Source organism: Altererythrobacter litoralis (assembly GCF_036324225.1).
Classification (GTDB): Bacteria; Pseudomonadota; Alphaproteobacteria; order Sphingomonadales; family Sphingomonadaceae; genus Erythrobacter; species Erythrobacter litoralis_A.
The window spans coordinates 72,711-92,318 of sequence record NZ_JAZDQV010000009.1; the positions used below are offsets into that span (position 1 = coordinate 72,711).

The following is a 19,608-nucleotide window of genomic DNA, read 5'->3' on the forward strand; positions in this document are numbered from 1 at the left end:
CATCTCTGCAATGACGATAACCCCGATGTGCCTCTGGCATTCGCGCATCAACTGATGCAGGAACAGAACATGATCGCAAAGCTGAAGGGCCTGCTTGACGAAACCGGCACCGACTGGGCGGTGATCGACGTGCAGGGCGTGGGCTATCTGGTCCATTGTTCGGCCAAGACGCTTGCCGCGCTGGGCGAGAAGGGTGAGGGCTGCACGGTCTATACCGATTTGCAGGTCAGCGAGAACGACATGCGCCTGCTGGGCTTTGCAGACGCGGCCGAGCGCGACTGGTTCCGGCTTTTGACGCAGGTTCAGGGCGTGGGTAGCAAGGTGGGGCTGGCGATCCTCTCGGCGCTTTCGCCGGGCGAGTTGCGCGATGCCTGCGGGTGCGGCGATGCGGCGATGGTCGCGCGCGCGCAGGGCGTGGGGCCGAAGCTGGCCGGGCGCATCGTCAACGAGCTGAAGGACAAGGCGGGCGCATTGCCCGGCGGGGGTATCGCGGGGGTCTCCGGCCTTGCCGTTACGCCTGCGGGTAACGCCAGCGCCGATGCGGTGAGCGCGCTCGAGAACCTCGGCTTCAAGACCGTGATCGCGACGCAGGCGGTCGCCCGCGCAATCGGCGAGTTGGGCGAAGGGGCGAGCGAAGGCGAATTGATCCGCGTCGCGCTGAAGAGGGCGGCGGGGTGATGGAGAAGATTATGCGTATCAGTTTCTCGGCGGTAATTCTGGCTTTCGCCACCCCTGCCGCCGCACAGGACATGTCGGCATTCACCACCGGACCGGTGTTCAAGACCTTCGGGCCGCATGCTCCGGTCGAGGGGATCGCGCAGGTTCCGGCCGATACCGAGTTCGCCCATTCCTTCGACGTCGCCAAGCCCGGCGAGGAAGGGCAGCGCAACCGCGGCTTTGAGAGCGCGGCTCGCTTCATCAACATGCACGTAGCGGCGGGCGTGCCTGAGGATAATATCCGCGTCGCTGTGGTGGTGCATGGCCCGGCGGTGCTCGACCTGCTTTCTGCCGAGGGCTGGAGTGCGCATGGCAAGGCGGGTGACAACCCCAATGCCGCGATGGTGCGCGAAATGCTCGACCACGGCGTCCAGTTCATCGTCTGCGGGCAAAGCGCCGCGGCGCAGGGCGTGAAAGCGAGCGAACTCATGCCCGGCGTCGAAATGGCGCTTTCCGCGATGACCGCTCATGCGCTGCTCCAGCAGAGGGGCTATACGCTCAATCCGTTCTGATGACCGATCCCATTCCCCTCCATTCGCCCGAGCGGCAGGCCGACGACCCGGACGCGGCACTGCGTCCGAAATCGCTTGCCGAATTCATCGGGCAGGAGGCGGCGCGGGACAATCTGCGCGTATTCATCGAAAGCGCGAAGTCGCGCGGCGAAGCGATGGATCACACGCTGTTCTTCGGCCCGCCGGGGCTGGGCAAGACCACGCTGGCGCAGATCGTGGCCCGCGAACTGGGCGTGGGCTTTCGCGCCACCAGCGGGCCGGTGATCGCCAAGGCGGGCGACCTTGCCGCGTTGCTCACCAATCTCGAACCGCATGACGTGCTGTTCATCGACGAGATCCACCGGCTCAATCCGGTGGTCGAGGAAATCCTCTATCCCGCGATGGAGGACCGCGCGCTTGACATCATCATCGGCGAAGGGCCCGCGGCGCGCAGCGTGCGGATCGACCTGCCGCCCTTCACCCTGATCGGCGCGACGACCCGGCAGGGCTTGCTCACCACGCCTTTGCGCGACCGCTTCGGCATTCCGGTGCGGCTGACGTTCTACACCCATGACGAGCTTGACCTGGTGGTGACGCGCGGGGCGCGGCTGCTGGGCATGCAGATCGATCCGCAGGGCGCGCGGGAGATCGCCCGCCGTTCGCGCGGGACGCCGCGTGTCGCGGGTCGCTTGCTGCGCCGCGTGCGCGACTTCGCCCATGTCGCGGGGCAGGGCACCGTCACGCGCGCTCTGGCAGACGATGCACTGACCCGGCTCGAGATCGACCGGCTGGGGCTCGATGCGATGGACCGGCGCTATCTCACCATGATCGCCACCACCTACAAGGGCGGGCCGGTGGGCGTGGAGACGCTGGCGGCGGGGCTGGCCGAGCCACGCGACACGGTCGAGGAAGTGATCGAGCCCTATCTGATCCAGCTCGGCCTGCTCGCCCGCACCGCGCGCGGGCGCGTGCTCAACGATGATGGCTGGGCGCATCTGGAGATGAGCCCTCCCAAGGCGCCGCAGGGCGGGCTGTTCGGCGAAGGCAAATAGGGCCTTTCGTTAAGGCCTGTGCACGGGCCGGTCCCGGATTGGGACGCGGTGCATCGGAATGGGCCGGAATCGGCGCTTCCGCAGGTCGGACGGGCGCTCAAACATGGTTAATCGCATTGAGCCGACTCGGCCCGGCGTGTTTGATGATGGGCAAGCGAGAGGGCTCCTGGCCCGATCGTCGCGGCGGCTGCAGCTCCGACGGGGGGTTAGGGCGCAGCCGCCCGGTACCCACTTGTGAATGGCCCGCTCTACTGCGACCCTGGAGCAGGCAAAGGCAAGTCCCGCAGGAAGCGACAGTCTCCTGCTTCGTTGCGGGTCAAGAACCTGGTCAAAGGGCGGCACCGCATTGCGATGCCGCCCTTCTTTTTTGTCCGCTTTCCTACAGCGCGTCCGGCGCGCTATCTGCAGAACCGGGTCCGGTTTGCTCAGTCCGAAGCCAGCTTGCGCAGCACGTACTGCAGGATGCCGCCGTTGAGGTAGTATTCCATCTCGTTGGCGGTATCGATGCGGCACTGCGCTGTGAAGCTGAAGCTGCTGCCATCGGCGCGGGTCACTTCCACTTCGACGTCCTGGCGCGGCTCGAGCGAACCAAGGCCCAGAATCGTGAAGGTGTCGTCACCCTTGAGGCCCAGCGTCTCGCGCGTGTCGCCTGCCTTGAACTGCAGCGGCAGCACGCCCATGCCGACCAGATTCGAACGGTGGATGCGTTCGAAGCTTTCGACGATCACCGCGCGCACGCCAAGCAGGATCGTGCCCTTGGCGGCCCAGTCGCGGCTTGAGCCGGTGCCGTATTCCTTGCCGCCGATGACGACGAGCGGCGTTCCGTCAGCCTTGTGCTTCATCGCCGCGTCGTAGATCGGCATGGTTTCGCCATTGTAGGTGGTGAAGCCGCCTTCGACGCCGGGGACCATTTCGTTCTTGATGCGGATATTGGCGAAGGTGCCGCGCATCATCACTTCGTGGTTGCCGCGGCGCGAGCCGTAGGAGTTGAAGTCCGCCTTTGAGACTTGGTTTTCCAGCAAATACTTGCCGCCGGGGCTGTCTTCCTTGATCGAGCCAGCGGGACTGATGTGGTCGGTGGTGACGCTGTCGCCCAGGATCGCGAGCGGCTTCGCATCGGTGATGTCGGTCACCGGCGCGGGGGTCATCCCCATCCCTTCGAAATAGGGCGGGTTGGCGACGTAAGTGCTGCCCGGACGCCACTGATAGGTGTCCGAAGCCTCGACCTTGATCGCCTGCCAGTGCTCGTCGCCCTTGTAGACGTCAGCATAGCGCTTCTCGAACATGTCACGGTCGATCGAACTGGCGCGCAGTTCGGCGATTTCGAGGTTCGACGGCCAGATGTCCTTCAGGAACACGTCGTTGCCGTCCTGGTCCTGGCCGATCGGGGTGGTGGTGATGTCTTCGGTCACCGTGCCCTTGAGCGCATAGGCGACCACCAGTGGCGGCGAGGCGAGGAAGTTCGCGCGCACGTCCGGCGACACGCGGCCTTCGAAGTTGCGGTTGCCCGAGAGCACCGAGGCGGCCACGATGTTATTGCCGTTGATCGCCTTGCTGATCGGCGGGGCGAGCGGGCCCGAGTTGCCGATGCAGGTGGTGCAGCCATAGCCGACGAGATCGAAGCCGATCGCGTCGAGATGGTCCTGCAGGCCCGCCTTGACGAGATAGTCGGTGACCACCTGCGATCCCGGCGCGAGCGAGGTCTTCACCCACGGCTTGGGCTTGAGGCCGCGCTCGTTCGCCTTCTTGGCGACGAGGCCGGCGGCGATCAGCACATCTGGGTTCGAAGTGTTGGTGCAGCTGGTGATCGCGGCGATCACCACGTCGCCGTCGCCGATGTCATGGCCTTCGCCATCGACCGCCACGCGGGCCGGGGCCGACTTGCCATAGACCTTCGAAAGATCGGTGTTGAACAACTCGTCCACCTGCGGAAGGATCACCTTGTCCTGCGGGCGCTTGGGGCCGGCGAGCGAGGGGACCACGGCGGACATGTCGAGTTCGAGCGTGCTGGTGAACACCGGCACATTGTCCGGCTCGAACCACATGCCTTGCTGCTTCGAATAGGCTTCGACCAGCGCGATCGTCGCTTCGTCGCGGCCGGTCAGGCGCATGTAGTCGAGCGTCTTGTCGTCAACGCCGAAGAAGCCGCAGGTCGCGCCATATTCGGGCGCCATGTTGGCGATGGTGGCACGATCGGCCAGGCTGAGGTTCGACACGCCCGGGCCGTAGAATTCGACGAAGCGGCCCACCACGCCCACTTCGCGCAACATCTGCACGCAAGTGAGCACCAGGTCGGTCGCGGTCACGCCTTCGGCGAGCTTTCCGGTGAGCTTGAAGCCGACCACTTCGGGGATCAGCATCGAAACCGGCTGGCCCAGCATAGCTGCCTCGGCTTCGATCCCGCCGACGCCCCAGCCAAGCACGCCCAGGCCGTTGATCATGGTGGTGTGGCTGTCGGTGCCGACGCAGGTGTCGGGATAGGCGACAGTCGCGCCGTGCTGGTCGGTGCTCGACCAGATGCCCTTGGCGATATGCTCGAGGTTGACCTGGTGGCAGATCCCGGTGCCCGGGGGGACGGCAGAGAAGTTCTGGAAGCTCTTCGAGCCCCACTTGAGGAAGTCGTAACGCTCGGCATTGCGCTGATACTCGAGCTCTACGTTCTTTTCGAAGGCCTTGGGGTGGCCGAATTCGTCGACCATCACCGAGTGGTCGATCACGAGGTTGACCGGAACCTGCGGGTTGATCTTTGCGGTATCGCCGCCAAGCTTGGCGATCGCATCGCGCATCGCGGCAAGGTCGACCACGCAGGGTACGCCGGTGAAGTCCTGCAGCAGCACGCGCGCCGGGCGGTACTGGATCTCGCTGCCGGTGACGGGGTTCTTCTGCCAGTCGACCACCGCCTGGATGTCGTCGGTCGAAACGGTGAAGCCGCCGTCTTCGAAGCGCAGCAGGTTCTCGAGCAGTACCTTCATTGAGATCGGCAGGCGGCTGACGTCGCCCAGCTTCTCAGCCGCCTTGGCAAAGGAATAATAGGCATATTCCTTGCCGTTCACATCGAGCGTTGCGCGGGCTCCGAGCGTGTCCTTGCCGACCTGGGTCATGGGATTTCTTCCGTCCTTCCGTGAGCGCAGGCGCGAATCCGGCGCATTGGAGAGGGCGCGGATCGGCCTGGAGGTGATATTTGCGCGCCACCTGCGCTCTCGCGCGCGCGAGGTCAAGGGGGGAGCCTGCCGAACCGCGCACAAAGCGCAATGCGCAAGGGCTTCAGACGGTGGCGGATTCGACGTGCGCCGGGCGTCGGCGGGTCGCGATCAGGCATCCCACCACGATCAATGCTGTCCCGGCGATGGTGGACAGCGTGACCTGCTCGCCGAAATAGAGCCAGCCGAGTAGCGCAGCCCACAGGAAGGCTGTGTATTCGAGCGGCACCAGCGCCTGTGCCTCTGCGCGGGCATATGCCCATGAAAGGAACATCACGGCCGTCACTGCCAGCAGCGCGCCCGCGACAAGGTCGAACCACACGCGTTCGCTCGTCGGCATCTGCAGCATCAGCGGAGCGCCGACCAGCAGCACAGCCACCGCCACGCCGTTCTGGAAGGCGCTGACTTCGGTCGGGCTGGCGAGCAGCGCCTGCTGGCGCTGGAGCACGAGGTTCCAGGCATAGAGCACGGCGGACAGCAGCAGCGCGATCAGCCCCAGTGTCGCTTCCTCGCTCATGTGTTCGCGCCCGATCTTGCCGCCCACGATGACGATCACTCCGGCCAGTCCGAGCAGCGCAGCGATGATCGCCTTGCGCTCGATCTTCTCGCCCAGCAGAACCGCCGCGAGGTAAAGCGCGATCAGCGGCGCCACGAAAGACAATGCGATTGCTTCGGCCAGCGGCAGGCGTGTCAGCGAGAAAAAGAAGGTCCAGCCCATGAAGGCAACCACGACGCCGCGCAGCGCATGCACCTTGAGCACATGGCGTTCGGGCCATTTGCGCGTGCGCAGCCACCATGGCGGGGCGATCAGCACGAAGCCGATCAGGCAACGCAGGAAATAGGCGCTGTAGGCGCCGATCGCGAGCGAAGCGCTCTTCATCACTGCATCCATTGCGGAAAACAGCGCAACGCCCGCGATGCAGGCGATGAAGGGACGGATCGAGTGGCGGGAGTCGCTCATGGCCGCGGCTATAGGCGCGAACAAGGCATGCGGCCACTGGCGGCAAGAGTTGCAAATGATTCAGCCGTGGGAAAGGCGCCGCAATTGATAGAGCGTGGCAGACGCAGTAAGATTGCGTCCGCTATCGTCAATGCGCGCAGCGGCGCGCCAAAGGGTTGAGACAGGGAATGAATTCGCGATCGGACAGATGGTTGTTTGCGGCAGCGTCGGCGGCATTGGCTGCTGGCTCACTGGCGGCGCAGGAGACTGCGCCCGAAGACCTGCTGGCCCAGGCCCGGCAGCCCGCGCAGGGTTCAACGCCCGCGCGCACCGAAATGCAGGCCCGCCAGGCCGACGCTCCCGGCAGCATGGAAGAGGCCTTCCCGCGCATGGTGTCCGATCCGTTGGTGCAGGGCGAATATGGCGCCGAAGTGGTGCCGCTGGTGCAGCCGTGGACCCCGCAGCAGGCCTCCGCGCTCGCCATGGTGATCCGCGGAATTGGCGCCGAAGGGCTCGATCCGGCCGACTACCAGCTTGAGCCGCTGCTGGCCGAAATCGGCAAGGGGCCGTCCGATGCGCTGAACGAGATCGCCAGCCGCGCGTTTGTGTGGTTGGCGGAGGATCTGCGCGACGGGCGCACGCCGATGGATGCACGCAAGCAATGGTTCGTGATCGACCCCGACCGCGACCTCTATCGCAGCGGCGAACTGATGCGCGATGCGCTGGCCAGCGGCGACATCGCCGGAAAGCTGATGTCGCTCAACCCAGTTCATCCTGACTATGCGCGACTGCGCGAGGCACTGGCGCAGGCAAAGGACCCGGCGCGGCGCAAGCTGATCCGCGCCAATATGGATCGCTGGCGCTGGCTGGCGCGCGATCTCGGCAACCAGTATCTGATGACCAATGTTCCCGAATACCAGCTGCGGCTGACGGTGAACGACAAGATCATCAGCACTTACCGCACGATCGTGGGCAAGCCGGGCCGCACCGCGACCCCGCAGCTTGCTGAAGTGGTCGAAGGCGTGGTGTTCAACCCCACATGGACCGTCCCGCAATCGATTGTGGTTGGCGAAGGACTGGGCCAGAAAGTGCTCAGTAATCCGGGTTGGGCCAAGGCCAATGGCTACAAGGCTACCAAGGGCGCCAACGGCTGGATCACCGTTGTGCAACAGCCGGGGGCGGGCAATTCGCTGGGCCGGATGAAGCTCGAAATGCCCAATGAGCATGCAATCTTCCTGCATGATACGCCTTCGCGCCATTTGTTCGCCAGCGACGAGCGAGCACTGAGCCACGGCTGCATCCGCACCGAGCGCGCACTCGAACTCGCTATCACCATGGCGATTCTGGGCAGGGGCGCGAGCAAGGAGGAAGCGGTCGAGATCGCGACTTCGGGAAAGTACACGCTCGTGCCGATCCAGAAGCGGCTGCCGGTCTATATCACCTATTTCACCATGGCGACCGACATCGACGGTGAGCTGGCGACCTTCAGCGACATCTACGAGCGCGACGCGCCGGTGCTGGCGAGCCTCGATTTGCCGCGCGTGCAGAACCGGGCGCGCACGACCGATGAAGAGATCATCGTGATCGAGGACGATCTGCGCGACGCGCCCTAGGTCAAGCGGGGGTTAGTAACTGCCGGGAATGTAGCGCTGGCTCGCCAGCGGGCGACCCGGCTGGAGCAGTTCGATCGAATTCACCGCCAGCCTCTCGCCTTCATTGGCGAGCCCCAGGCTGTCAGCGAAAAGCAGCCGCCCGCCTGAGAGATTCATCAGCGCGATTCGGAACTGTTCCTCACCCATGGCGAAGCACCCGTTCGAACGGCCCAGCCGCCCGTAACGCTCGATATGCGCGGGTTCGGCATAATTCGCGCGGTGCATCACGATCGCGCGGCGGAAGGCCGCTTCGTTGGTCGGATCGAGCCCGCCCAGCCGCACCGAAGTGCCATAGCGGCCGACATACCATTCCCAAGTGACATAGGCGCCGCGGCTAGTCGCCAGCGAGCCTTCGACATTGGAATAGGTCTTGAGGTAACCGTCATGCTCGGGATCGGAGCCGGTGCCGTGGCTGACGTGGTAGCTCTGCACTTCCTCGCGATCGAGATTGACGAAGTGGAACCGGCGCTCGGCTGAATGCAGCCCGAAATCGGCAATGCCGACGATGTCGCGTTTCCAGATCGATTCGCCGGCGCGGTCGAGCTCGCGCTTGGCGATGGCGAAAAGCTCGCGATCGCGCGCGGAGCCCTTTTGCGGCATGGCAAAGGCGCGCGCGGGCGCTGCCAGCGCCACACCCGCGATCAAACCGGTCTTGATCAGTTCGCGACGTTTCATTTGCGAACAGCCTATAACGCAATTCCTAGCTTCACGTGAATAGGGCTTATGCAGCCTCGTGAATCGCTTTGGCCTGCATGCCGAGCCGCACCAGCGCGGGCATGCCTTCGCCGATCTTGTCGCGAACTTGCTGGAGTGCTGCAATCTTCGGACTGCCTTCGGCGATGAGTTTGGCGATCGTGCGGCTGGCAAGGTCGAGCCGCGATTTCGCCAGCCATGCCGAGATCTTCGGGTTTTGCGCCCAGATCCCGCGGTTCATCATGTTGACCATCTGGGCATAGGGAAAGGTTGCAGGCGTATCGGTGAGTGGGCCGGGCGCGCCGAGCGCGTTCTTTTCCTCGTCGCTATCGAAATTGGCTTCGATGAATGCCGTGAGCGCCGCACTGAAGGTAACGAGGGGCGTGTGAAGCGGCTGCAGCACGATGCGGTCGCCGCGGAACAGCGGACCCGATTCCTTGCTGGCCTCGAAGGGCACCGCCCGCGCCGTGCAATCGACACACAGGCTGCCCTGCGGAACCTCGACCGTCGCATCTTCGAAGTGCAGCTTCCCTAGCTCGACCGACTTGACCCGACCTTTGCGGATCACACGGGTGATGCGGCGCAATATGTCGATCTCGCCCTGCGAGATCGTGGCATAGTGGCACATCTCCGGCCTTACCTCGGGGTCTATGCGCAGGAAAAATCCGCCTTCGCCCATCAGCTCCATCATCTCGTCCCCGTCGGCGGCGCCGATGGCGGCATCGAACATGCCGACCTGGAAGCGCATGACCGTTTCGATGAAATCCTCGCCCGGCTGGGTGTAGAGCCGGTTCCAAAGCCAGCTTTCGCGCGGACGGACCCAGCTAATGGCATCGGGATCGACGCCCGCTTCTATCAGCCAAACGGCGGTGTCCATCGCAGTCTTGCCCGCGCCAAGGATCACATAATGTTCGGGCAGGCCATCCGGTCGCTTCCACAGCTCCGGAAGAGCGCCGGGAGGGACGACTCGCACTCCTTCGCCTTCGGAGAAATTGCGGGTGTGGGTCGATGGAACCGAAGTCTGGTAGAATGTCGCATCCACCAGCTTGCGGCGAACCCTGATGGAGCTTTCCTCGCCCGACAGGATCTTTCGCATCCGTGCCACGCCATCTGAGTCGCGGCCGCGAAATTCGCTCAGGTGATGATATGCGACGCGCCCGCTCGGCAGCAGCCGCATGTTCATCACCTTTTCGAAATAGGCCAGCACTTCGGCGCCGCTAGCGAGCGCGAAAAGTCCCTTGTTCGGGCCGTGCGTGTCGATCTGTTCGCTGGGAAACGCCATCGAATTGACGCCATAGGTCGCGCTCGGTTGGTGCAGGGCGACGAAGGAATAGGCGTCGTTCCAATGGCCACCCGGCCTGGCATGCTTGTCGACGAAGGTGATGTGGCAATCGGGGTCTTCGTCGAGCAGCGTATCGGCAAAGGCAAGGCCCACTGCGCCTGCGCCCACGATCAGGTAATCGGTCTCGAAATCGGCCATGGTCTGCGCGCTCCTCTCCATGATGCGCTGCGTCCCGGCACTCGATAGACCAATCCGCCGCAGCTTGCACCCGGTCAGTTTCAGCCTTCGCGTACTGCTACATCGCCGGAATTGATGCGGTGGCCAGTGGGCCGATATTCCGGAAACTGGCCCAAGTGCAGGAGGGATGCCATGCGCGCGAATACGACAAGGCTGGCATTGCTTGCTCTGGCCCTCACCGGTGGCATGGCCATGGCTGTGCCATCCGGGGCGAGCTCAGCGGATCGGGCCACTTCGGCCGGTGCGGCGGCGCCCCTCGATCACACCCGCGTCTACGATCGCGGCACGCTCGACCGGCTTGAGCGGAACAAGGGCATGTCGCTCCAGTGGATTTCATGGGACAACAGCCGCGGCACTGTCAGGACGCGGCGGGAAGACGGGCGGATCCGCCTGACCGGCAGCCAATATCAGGCCAATGGCTCTGGGCAGGTCCACCTCGACGGCTTTGTGACCGAAGTCGGCACCGGCTATTTCACTTTCGAAGGCAAGATCCGGATACTCGACGCGCCGGATCAGGGGCGGGCGTGCGAGGCCGACAAGAGCTGGCATTTCGCGATCACGCAGCAGCGGCGCTATTTCCGGCTGCGCGAATTCGAATGGTGCGACCGCCTGACCGATTACATCGACATCTATTTCTGACGCGGCGCGTCGAAGCGCGCGTTCTCCTCCGCCATCGCCAGCATCGAGCGCGCATGGCGCCATGCGACTTCGCCCGCGTCTTCTCCATAACCTCCGCCCAGCGCGCTGGCGATCGGCAGGCCGCGCGAACGGGCTTCGCGAATGACGAAGCGATCGCGCGCGATCAGCCCGGCATCGGATAGCGCGAGCCGGCCCAGCCGGTCTTCGGCATGCGGATCGACTCCCGCCTGGTAAAGCACCAGATCGGGCGCGAATCCGGATATGATATCGGGCAAATGGCTGCTCAGCGCGTCCATATAGCCATCGTCATCAGTACCGTCGGGCAAGGCGACATCGCGGCTTGAGCGCGCCTTGCGCACCGGGAAGTTTTTTTCGGCATGGAGCGAAAGCGTGAAGATATCCGCGCGCCCGGCTGTGAGGCTGGCCGTGCCATCCCCCTGGTGAACGTCGCAATCGACGATCAAGATGCGGGTCGCATCGCCTTGCGCGATCAGCCTGTTGGCGGTGACTGCAAGGTCGTTGAACACGCAATAGCCGGCGCCGGTTTCGTGGAGTGCGTGATGGCTTCCTGCTGCGGAATTGGCGGCATAGCCATGCTGCCTTGCCAACTGGGCCGCGAGCCAGGTGCCGCCATTGGTGTGGCGTACCCTTGCCGCGATCTGGGGCGTCACCGGAAAGCCGATCCGACGCTCCTTCTCTCGCGGCACTTCGGCGCGGAAGACCTCGTCGACGTAGTTCGGGCAATGCACTGCTTCGAGCCATTCGCGCGGCATCGGCTCGGGCGCATGTTCGGTGATCGGAGCGCCGCTTTCGCGGAGCGCTTCCATCACGAGATAGTATTTGTCGAATTTGAACGTGCCGCGCGCGGGGCGGGGCGCCATGTTGTCGGCATGGTGGACGACATGCAGCATGTCAGGCTGCCGAAGTGTGTTCCCACACGATGTTGGCGCCCAATGCGATCAGCATCACGCCCCCGGCAAGCTCGGCATGTCGCCCGAAGCGGTCGCCTGCTCGCTGGCCCAGTTCGATCGCAACAGCCGAAAGTGCCGCGGTGACGAAAGCGATCAGCGCGCAGGTCGCCAGTGGGGGGAAGCCCATCGTCGGCAGAGTGATTCCCGCAGCGAAGGCATCGATACTGGTGGCGACCGAGGCAGCCAGCAGGGCCGCACCCGAAAGCCGGGCCGGACCATCGCCCTCGTGCTCGCCGAACCAGATCATCTGGATCCCGAGGGCGGCGAGCAGCCCGCCGGCGATCCAATGGTCCCACTGCTGGACGAGCGGAAGGGCGAAACTGCCCAGCAGCCACCCGGCGAGCGGCATGCCGCCCTGGAATATGCCGAAGGCCAGCGCGATCGTCGCCACGCTGCGCCAGTTGTGGCGGAAGCGGGCGCCTTGCGTCAACGCGACGGCGAAGGCGTCCATCGCCAGCGCGATTGAAAGTGCAAGTGCTGCCAACATCGGGTTTGTGACTTAGTGTTTGGCTCGCGAATTGGACAAGTCGTCAATTTCGATTTTGCCAATCTTTAGCCGGTCGATCCGGGCATCGCGTATGCGCAGCCGACCTATCGCCATGCGTCCGACCGCGAGCGCTCCGATAGCGACCGCGCCCATGGCTAGCGCGCCAAGCGCGAAAGCACCGGCTGCGATTGCCGTGATCGATCGTGTGCCTGAAACATAGGCTGGCGCGAGTTGCCGCTTTTGGACGACCGGCGACGAAATCGCGCTTGCCAGTGCATCGTTGTCGGTTGACGTTCCAGACTTGCCTTTCATCGCTTCCGCCTCCTTCGTTGGCGGCCGCAGGTGCTTTACTCCGCAGCCTCTTTCGCCGCATGCGGATCGAAAGCTGTCGCTTCGCCAGCTTCGATCGCTGCGGCCTTTTCTTCGATCAGCCGCACGATGTGATCAAGCATGTCGTCGCTTTGTACATGGTGGTCGGTCACGCCAGAAAGATAGACCATGTGCTTGCCCGCGCCGCCGCCGGTCAGTCCTATGTCGGTTTCGCGCGCTTCGCCCGGCCCGTTGACCACGCAGCCGAGCACCGAAAGGCTCATCGGCGTCTTGATGTGTTCGAGCCGCCTTTCCAGCGCCTCTACCGTACGGATCACGTCGAAGCCCTGCCGCGAGCAGCTGGGGCAGGAAACGATCCGCACGCCGCGAGTGCGCAGGCCCAGCGCCTTGAGGATTTCGAAGCCGACTTTCACTTCCTGCTCGGGCTCGGCCGAGAGCGAGACGCGGATCGTGTCGCCGATCCCCGCCCAGAGCAGGCTGCCGATGCCGATCGAGCTTTTGACCGTGCCGCCGATCAGCCCGCCGGCCTCGGTAATCCCGAGGTGCAGCGGGCAATCGACCGCTTCCGCCAGCCCGTGATAGGCGGCCACCGCCAGGAACACGTCGCTGGCCTTCACCGCGACCTTGTATTCCTGGAAGTCATGGTCTTGCAGCAGCTTGATATGGTCGAGCGCGCTTTCGATCAGCGCTTCAGGGCAGGGTTCGCCATATTTCTCGAGCAGGTCCTTTTCAAGGCTGCCCGCATTGACCCCGATGCGGATCGCGCAGCCATTGGCCTTGGCCGCGCGCACCACTTCGGCGACGCGCTGCGATGAGCCGATATTGCCAGGGTTGATGCGCAGGCAGGCTGCGCCCGCGTCGGCCGCTTCGAGCGCGCGCTTGTAGTGGAAATGGATGTCGGCCACGATCGGCACGCGCGCCGCCTTGGTGATCTTGCCGAAGGCCGCGGTCGCTTCCTCGGTCGGGCAGGACACGCGGATAATGTCCGCACCGGCTTCCTCGCAGCGGCGGATCTGGTCGATCGTCGCCACGGCATCCTCGGTGGGCGTATTGGTCATGGTCTGCACCGTGATCGGCGCATCACCGCCCACGGGGACATTGCCGACCATGATCTGACGGCTCTTGCGACGCATGATGTCGCGCCAGGGTCTGACTGAAGACATGGCGCGGATATAGTCGCGGCGGTCCGGCGGGGCAATGACGCGCTGCGGCGAACAGTGCGAGATTGCGAACGCACTCCTAGTACAAGTGGCAAGCTTGACTTTGCCTCTCCGTCCCGCAGACGTATCTCGCTGAAACAGGGAAGAGATATGTCCGGAAAAGATGTTTTCGAATTGCGCAGCGCCAAGCCCAGCTGGCTGATCCGGTTGGGATCATGGGTTGTCTCGAAGCGGCCCAGCGTGTTCCCGCAGACTGCCGGCGCGGTGCGCGGATTCCTGGAGGGGCGAAAATTGCCGGTGGATGCGCCGATGCCGACAGGCTTCGAACGCCGCTTCACGGTCGAACGCTGGCAGGCGGCCGGGCATGAGTGTGTCACGCTGCATCCCAAGGCGGGCAAGGGTGCGAAGCACATCGTATATTTCCACGGCGGCGGCTTCGTACTGCCGATGTTCAAGGAGCATTGGCCGCTGGTGGCTGCGCTGGTCGACTTTACCGGCGCCAGCGTCACCGTGCCGCTCTATCCGGTCGCTCCCGAAGCGACGAGGAAGGCGCAGGATGCCGCTGCCGATGCTGCCTATGTGCAGATCGCAAGCGAATGGGCGCCTGGCGACATCGTGCTTTCGGGCGATAGCGCTGGCGGGCACATGGTGCTCGCGCTGGCGCTGAGGCTGGTGCGCGCGGGCGACCCGCTTCCGGGCAAGCTGGTGCTGTTCGCGCCCTGGCTCGACGTCACCATGGCGGACGATGCGATGCGCGAAGTCGAACCGCATGACATCATGCTCAAGGTCGATGCGTTGCGCGAACTGGGCAAGGCATGGGCAAGCGATACGGACCCGGCCAGCCCCGAATGCAGCCCGCTCTACACGCCCGACAGCGAGTTGGCGCAGATTCCTCCGACGCAGATATTCGTCGGGCGGCACGACATCTTCGTGATCGACAGCCGTAGCTTCGCCCGGCGGCTATGCGCTGCGGGCGGCGAAGTGAAACTCTATGAGTATGCCGGCGCGCCGCACGTGTTCATGGCGCTGACGCCGACGCGCGAAGCGAAGGATTGCCTTGGGCTGGTGCGCGAATTCCTGAAGGAATAGCGGCTCAGACCGCGAAGGTCTCGCCCACCAGCTCCTCGCTCAGCGTCCACAGCCGTTCGGCCTTGTCTGGGTCTACCGCATAAGAGCGGACGCCGCCCGTGGACGATGCGTCGTCGACTGCGGCGACTTGACAATCCTCGCAATAGACCCCGCCGTGGCCGGCCAGTTCGGGTGCGGTTGCGGCCCAGCAACTGGTCGCCGCGCCTTGCTCCACCGTCTTCCACGAGAAGCTCTGGTCCGCCTGCGTCACGCGCGCCTGCAGCGCCGCGCGATCTTCTTCGGTCAAGTGGCGGCCCAGATTGGTCATGATGCCGCCGGGATGGACCGCGAACACATCGATGCCCTTGCCCTTCAGGCGCTTGTCGAGCGCCACGGTGAACAGCACATTTGCGGTCTTCGACTGGCCATAGCTCTGCCACTTCTCGTAATCGCGGCTGGCATAGTTCGGATCGTCGAAATGCACCTGGTCCATGTGATGCGCACGGCTGGACAAATTGACGATCCGCTTGCCGCTGCCTTCCTCGACCAGCGGCAGGAGGTACTTGGTCAGCACGAAATGCCCGAGGTGGTTGGTGCCGAATTGGAGCTCGAAGCCGTCAGCGGTGCGGCCGAGCGGGCATGCCATCACCCCGGCATTGTTGAGCAGAAGGTCGATCTTGTCGAAGCGCTCGTTGGCCTCCTTGCCGCAGACGCGCACGCTGGCGAGCGATGCGAGATCGCACTGGATCGTGTCCACCTTGTCGCTGCCGGTCTGCTTGCGGATTTCCGTCGCGGCTGCATCGAGCTTGGACTGGTCGCGGGCGGCCAGGACCACATGGGCGCCCTTGGCGGCCATCGCGCGGGCGGTCTCCTGGCCCAGGCCGGATGCCCCGCCGGTGATGAAAACCGTCATGCCGGTAAGGTCGTGGCCCGCCAGTACTTCGTCGGTGGTCGATTTCGCTCCAAAGCCGCTCATGCCTTCTTCTCCTCTTCCAAACGCATTTCATACAGGAATTCGGGGTCGATATGGTTGCCCACCTTGAAGGTGATGTCGGCGATCTTGCCGAAGCCATAGCGCTGGTAAAATCGCTGCGCGCCGAAGTTCTCGGCATAGACTGAAAGCTGGATCGCGTCGCAGCCGAGCGCGCTGGCGTGGCCGATCGCCCATTCCATAAGAGCAGCGCCGATCCCTTCGCCGGTACGCGCCGGCGTAGTGTATAGCTGGCTGAGGGTAATCGGGTTGCGAGCATCCGAATATTCCCCGAACGAGCCTGGGTATCGCATCTTGCAATAGCCCACCAGTTCGCCATCCACCTCAGCCAGGCAGTGGCAGCATTCCTCGCCGGTCACTTCTTCCAGCACTGCGCCTTCCGCATGAACCTCGCCGAGGAATTCGGCCAGGTCTTCCGGGCGATAGAGATGCGCGAAGGCGTGGTTGAAGCTGTCGCGGCCCATCCGGACAAGGTTTGGTACGTCATCTGGGATTGCCGGGCGCAGGATCATGCGGCGGGTCTACTATTGCCGGTCGCCCTTGTTAAGCGCGACGGTTGCGCGAAATCGATAGGCTGCGCGAAAAGCCCTCCCGCTCGCTGCGCGCTGTGTTATGCCGCGCCCATGAAGAAACTCGCAGCACTGTTATCCGCACTCGCCATATTCACTACCTCACCCGCGCAGGCCCAGGATTGGTCGATCGCCATCCATGGTGGGGCGGGTACCCTCCAACGCGACAAGATGACGCCTGAAATGCAGGTGGAATATGAAGCCGCGTTGCAGCGTGCGCTCGATGCCGGGGCCGATGTCCTCAAGCAGGGCGGCAGCGCGATGGACGCGATCCAAGCCTCTATCGTGCTGCTCGAAAACGATCCGCATTTCAACGCCGGGCGCGGCGCGGTGTTCACCTGGGAAGGCGAGAACGAACTCGACGCGGCGATCATGGACGGGCGCGATCGCAGCGCGGGCGCGGTGACCGGGGTCAAGACCATCAAGAACCCGATCCTGCTGGCCGAAACCGTGCGGCAAGATGGGCGCCATGTCTTTTTGAGCGGGGCAGGGGCGGAGGAGTTCGCCAAGGAGCGCGGGCTCGAAACGGCGCCGCCCGAATGGTTCGCTACCGAACCGCGGCGCAAGGCGCTCGAACGGGTGAAAGCCGATCCGAAGATTTCCGCGCTTGAGGTCGATCTCAAGTTCGGCACGGTCGGCGCGGTAGCGCTCGACCAGAATGGCAATGTCGCTGCGGGCACTTCGACCGGCGGGATGACGGGCAAGCGCTGGGGCCGGATCGGCGATGCGCCGGTGATCGGCGCGGGCACCTATGCCGACAACCGCAGCTGCGCGGTTTCGGCCACCGGCTGGGGCGAATTCTTCATCCGCGTGGGCGTGGCGCATGAAATCTGCACCCAGCTGCGCATGGCCAAGGAAGCCGAAAGCACCAGTATCCGCGGAATGCTGCGCTCGCTGACGAAGAACAAGGATGTGGCGGCTCGGCGCGCCGAGGCGACCCGGCGGGCGCAGTCGATCGCGGATGCGGTGATGGCCGATGTGGCCGGGCTGGGCGGAGACGGCGGGGTGATCCTCGTCACGCCTGAAGGCGATGCGCTGTTCAGCTTCAACACCTCGGGCATGTATCGCGGTCGCGCGACCAGCAGCGGCGTCAACGAAGTGGCGATCTTCGGCGGCGAAGCTGCGCCTTCGTCAGCGCCTGAGCATTAGAGGCTAGCCAGCGGCGAAATCCGCCAGCACCCGCCCGACTTCGGCCAGCACCTGTTCGGATGCCGGGTCCATGCCTTCGTGCACGTCGCGCGCGCGATAATAGGCCGCGAAAGTGAGCGGCGCCCGGCCGGGAGGCTGCGCAAAGCCGATGTCGACATAAAGGCTGCCCATGCCGGGCCAGATCGAAGTGCCGGTCTTGTCGCCCGCCAACCAACCTGTCGGAAGGCCCGCCCGGACTCGCCGCGCCCCGGTGCCGGTTTCGACCATCCATTGCCGCAGCAGCGCGCGCGGCTCGTCTTGAAATGTGCTGCCGAAGCACAGTGCCTGCACCGTCCGCGCCATCGCCTCGGGTGTAGTGGTGTCGCGCAACTCGCCCGGCGGAACCTGGTTGAGCTCCGGCTCGATGCGGTCGAGTCGGCTCGCACTATCGCCCAGCATGCGCCAGAATTCGGTCAGTGCGGCGGGGCCACCGGATTCGCGCAGCAGCACATTGGCAGCGGCATTGTCGCTGGTCGTCTGGGTTGCCTTCGCCAGTTCGCGCAAGCTTGCGCCCTGTGCGAGGCGCCGTGTGGTGAAAGGCGAAACCGACATCAAATCGCTTTCGTTCCAGCGCACCAGTCGGTCGGCATCGTCTATCCCCTGCTGGTCGCGCCACAGAACCATGGCGGCGAGCGTCAGCTTGAACGAAGAGCAATGGCTGAAACGTTCGGCGCGGTTGTGGCCGATCATTGCGCCACTGGCAGTGTCGAGCAGTGCGACCCCCAGCATACCTCCCGCTGCCGCTTCGATGATGCGCAGCCGGGCCGCGAGCTTACCTCGCGGCGAGGGATCGACCGGGACGCAGGCGGCTGACGCAAGCGCGATCGAACCGGCGATGGCGGCGCGGCGGGTAATCCTCATCGGCGCTTCTCCAATTGGTGCCCGGGCAGGGCAGGGTTCAGCCGCGCGGGCGTGCCTGGCGATAGGTGCCCAGAATGGTCAGTTCCTTGCTGTGGAAGGCGAGCTCTTCCAGCGCGCGGTCGATCGCCGGATCGCCGGGCGCGCCGATAATGTCGGCATAGAACATCGTCGCTGCGAAGCTTGTGCCCTTCTGGTAGCTTTCGAGCTTGGTCATGTTGACACCATTGGTGGCGAAGCCGCCCATCGCCTTGTAAAGCGCGGCGGGGATATTCTTCACTTCAAATACAAAAGTGGTGATCGCATCTTCGTCCTTGAGCGTGGCCGGATCGACCGCCTCGCGCGCGCAGATCACGAAGCGGGTCATGTTGTCGGGCGAATCCTGCACATGCTCTTCTGCGATTTCGAGCCCGTAGAGTTCGGCCGCGATCGGCGGAGAGATTGCGGCGAGTGTCGGATCGCCCTTTTCCGCGATGAAGGCGGCAGCACCGGCCGTGTCGGCATAGCTCATCGGCACGATCCCGCGCTGGCGCAGGAAATGGCGCGACTGGCCGAGCGCCTGCGGGTGGCTGTAGGCGGCGGTGTAGGGGCCCTTGCCCACGCCCATCAGCGCATGGTCAATCGGCATGAAGTATTCGCCCACGATCTTGAGCCCGCTTTCGGGTAGGAGGAAGTGGATATCAGCCACCCGCCCGTGCTGGGAATTTTCGATCGGGATGATCGCGCAAGCGGCCCTGCCCGCCTTCACCGCATCGAGCGCGTCTTCGAAGCTGAAGCACGGCAGCGGCAGGCATTCGGGGCACGCTTCCATCGCCGCACGATGCGAGTTTGCGCCGGGCGAGCCCTGGAACGCGATCGCGCGCTCGGGTTCGGCTTGGGCCGATTCGCGCATGGTCTCGACCATCGCCATTGCGGGTGCGGGGAAACTGTGCATCGCCAGTGCTGCTATCCGCCGCCGCCGCCCGCCGCAAGCCTGCTTCCTAATCTTGCCGCAGATAGTGCCCTGATCGGTCTTGCTATGGCGCGCGGTGCCGACTAGAGCGGCCAACGCAAACTCAAGGTCATTTCGCGGATCACATCACA

General features: G+C 64.4%; 19 protein-coding genes. 7 read left to right on the forward strand and 12 right to left on the reverse strand.

Annotation, left to right across the window (positions count from 1 at the left end):
• Positions 1 to 69: 69 nt before the first annotated feature.
• Genes ruvA through ruvB form a run of 3 tightly spaced genes read left to right on the forward strand, consistent with a single transcriptional unit; the run spans position 70 to position 2,260 of the window.
• Entirely contained in the window at positions 70 to 678 is a 609-nt protein-coding gene (gene ruvA, locus VRS74_RS10040; protein WP_354145125.1) for a Holliday junction branch migration protein RuvA, read from the forward strand.
• Positions 678 to 1,229 (forward strand): DsrE family protein, encoded by a 552-nt coding sequence (locus VRS74_RS10045; RefSeq protein WP_354145126.1) that lies wholly within the window; start codon positions 678 to 680, stop codon positions 1,227 to 1,229. Before ruvA ends, VRS74_RS10045 begins: the two co-directional genes overlap by 1 nt.
• Positions 1,229 to 2,260: a Holliday junction branch migration DNA helicase RuvB gene (gene ruvB / locus VRS74_RS10050; RefSeq protein WP_354145127.1), complete on the forward strand. Its 1,032-nt coding sequence runs from the start codon at positions 1,229 to 1,231 to the stop codon at positions 2,258 to 2,260. The genes VRS74_RS10045 and ruvB overlap by 1 nt, the downstream gene beginning before the upstream one ends.
• Before the next feature lie 425 nt (positions 2,261 to 2,685).
• On the opposite strand, the gene acnA is transcribed toward ruvB, so the two are convergent.
• A complete protein-coding gene (acnA, locus tag VRS74_RS10055) occupies positions 2,686 to 5,361 on the reverse strand; it encodes an aconitate hydratase AcnA (RefSeq protein ID WP_354145128.1) in 2,676 nt (891 codons plus the stop codon).
• A gap of 163 nt (positions 5,362 to 5,524) precedes the next feature.
• A complete protein-coding gene (locus tag VRS74_RS10060) occupies positions 5,525 to 6,421 on the reverse strand; it encodes a DMT family transporter (RefSeq protein ID WP_354145129.1) in 897 nt (298 codons plus the stop codon).
• Positions 6,422 to 6,588: 167 nt separating this feature from the next.
• On the opposite strand from VRS74_RS10060, the gene VRS74_RS10065 reads away from it, so the two are divergent.
• Positions 6,589 to 8,013, forward strand: coding sequence for a L,D-transpeptidase family protein (locus VRS74_RS10065; RefSeq protein ID WP_435521395.1), 1,425 nt, complete (start codon positions 6,589 to 6,591; stop codon positions 8,011 to 8,013).
• A gap of 12 nt (positions 8,014 to 8,025) precedes the next feature.
• Here VRS74_RS10065 and VRS74_RS10070 read toward each other — a convergent pair whose 3' ends face one another.
• Together VRS74_RS10070 and VRS74_RS10075 are read right to left on the reverse strand one after the other, a co-directional pair.
• A complete protein-coding gene (locus VRS74_RS10070; protein WP_354145131.1) occupies positions 8,026 to 8,727 on the reverse strand; it encodes a murein L,D-transpeptidase catalytic domain-containing protein in 702 nt (233 codons plus the stop codon).
• A gap of 46 nt (positions 8,728 to 8,773) precedes the next feature.
• Positions 8,774 to 10,225, reverse strand: a complete 1,452-nt coding sequence (locus tag VRS74_RS10075; protein WP_354145132.1) for an NAD(P)-binding protein — start codon at positions 10,223 to 10,225, stop codon at positions 8,774 to 8,776.
• A 171-nt stretch (positions 10,226 to 10,396) separates the two neighbouring features.
• Between VRS74_RS10075 and VRS74_RS10080 the strand changes: the two genes are divergently transcribed.
• Entirely contained in the window at positions 10,397 to 10,903 is a 507-nt protein-coding gene (locus tag VRS74_RS10080) for a hypothetical protein (RefSeq protein WP_354145133.1), read from the forward strand.
• Here VRS74_RS10080 and VRS74_RS10085 read toward each other — a convergent pair.
• The 4 genes from VRS74_RS10085 to ispG are packed head-to-tail and all read right to left on the reverse strand — an operon-like array spanning position 10,894 to position 13,854.
• A complete protein-coding gene (locus VRS74_RS10085) occupies positions 10,894 to 11,814 on the reverse strand; it encodes a histone deacetylase family protein (RefSeq protein WP_354145134.1) in 921 nt (306 codons plus the stop codon). The two genes, VRS74_RS10080 and VRS74_RS10085, sit on opposite strands and share 10 nt — an antisense overlap.
• Before the next feature lies 1 nt (position 11,815).
• Positions 11,816 to 12,361, reverse strand: a complete 546-nt coding sequence (locus tag VRS74_RS10090) for a manganese efflux pump MntP (protein ID WP_354145135.1) — start codon at positions 12,359 to 12,361, stop codon at positions 11,816 to 11,818.
• 12 nt (positions 12,362 to 12,373) lie between these two features.
• Positions 12,374 to 12,673, reverse strand: coding sequence for a hypothetical protein (locus VRS74_RS10095; RefSeq protein WP_354145136.1), 300 nt, complete (start codon positions 12,671 to 12,673; stop codon positions 12,374 to 12,376).
• A 35-nt stretch (positions 12,674 to 12,708) separates the two neighbouring features.
• Positions 12,709 to 13,854, reverse strand: coding sequence for a flavodoxin-dependent (E)-4-hydroxy-3-methylbut-2-enyl-diphosphate synthase (gene ispG / locus VRS74_RS10100; protein ID WP_354145137.1), 1,146 nt, complete (start codon positions 13,852 to 13,854; stop codon positions 12,709 to 12,711).
• A 147-nt stretch (positions 13,855 to 14,001) separates the two neighbouring features.
• Here ispG and VRS74_RS10105 point away from each other — a divergent pair, with 147 nt between their 5' ends.
• Positions 14,002 to 14,940 carry an alpha/beta hydrolase fold domain-containing protein gene (locus VRS74_RS10105; RefSeq protein WP_354145138.1) on the forward strand — a complete coding sequence of 313 codons (939 nt, stop codon included), beginning with the start codon at positions 14,002 to 14,004 and terminating at the stop codon, positions 14,938 to 14,940.
• Positions 14,941 to 14,944: 4 nt separating this feature from the next.
• On the opposite strand, the gene VRS74_RS10110 is transcribed toward VRS74_RS10105, so the two are convergent.
• Both VRS74_RS10110 and VRS74_RS10115 read right to left on the reverse strand, forming a co-directional pair.
• On the reverse strand, positions 14,945 to 15,895 hold the full coding sequence (locus VRS74_RS10110; protein ID WP_354145139.1) for an SDR family NAD(P)-dependent oxidoreductase: 951 nt from the start codon (positions 15,893 to 15,895) through the stop codon (positions 14,945 to 14,947).
• Positions 15,892 to 16,422, reverse strand: coding sequence for a GNAT family N-acetyltransferase (locus tag VRS74_RS10115; RefSeq protein WP_354145140.1), 531 nt, complete (start codon positions 16,420 to 16,422; stop codon positions 15,892 to 15,894). Before VRS74_RS10115 ends, VRS74_RS10110 begins: the two co-directional genes overlap by 4 nt.
• A gap of 111 nt (positions 16,423 to 16,533) precedes the next feature.
• Here VRS74_RS10115 and VRS74_RS10120 point away from each other — a divergent pair, with 111 nt between their 5' ends.
• A complete protein-coding gene (locus VRS74_RS10120; protein ID WP_354145141.1) occupies positions 16,534 to 17,628 on the forward strand; it encodes an isoaspartyl peptidase/L-asparaginase family protein in 1,095 nt (364 codons plus the stop codon).
• Positions 17,629 to 17,631: 3 nt separating this feature from the next.
• Here VRS74_RS10120 and bla read toward each other — a convergent pair whose 3' ends face one another.
• The gene (gene bla, locus VRS74_RS10125) at positions 17,632 to 18,528 is read right to left on the reverse strand and encodes a class A beta-lactamase (RefSeq protein ID WP_354145142.1); all 897 of its coding nucleotides are present in this window, start codon (positions 18,526 to 18,528) and stop codon (positions 17,632 to 17,634) included.
• A gap of 37 nt (positions 18,529 to 18,565) precedes the next feature.
• Positions 18,566 to 19,459, reverse strand: a complete 894-nt coding sequence (locus tag VRS74_RS10130; RefSeq protein WP_354145178.1) for a prephenate dehydratase — start codon at positions 19,457 to 19,459, stop codon at positions 18,566 to 18,568.
• Between the last annotated feature and the right edge of the window lie 149 nt (positions 19,460 to 19,608).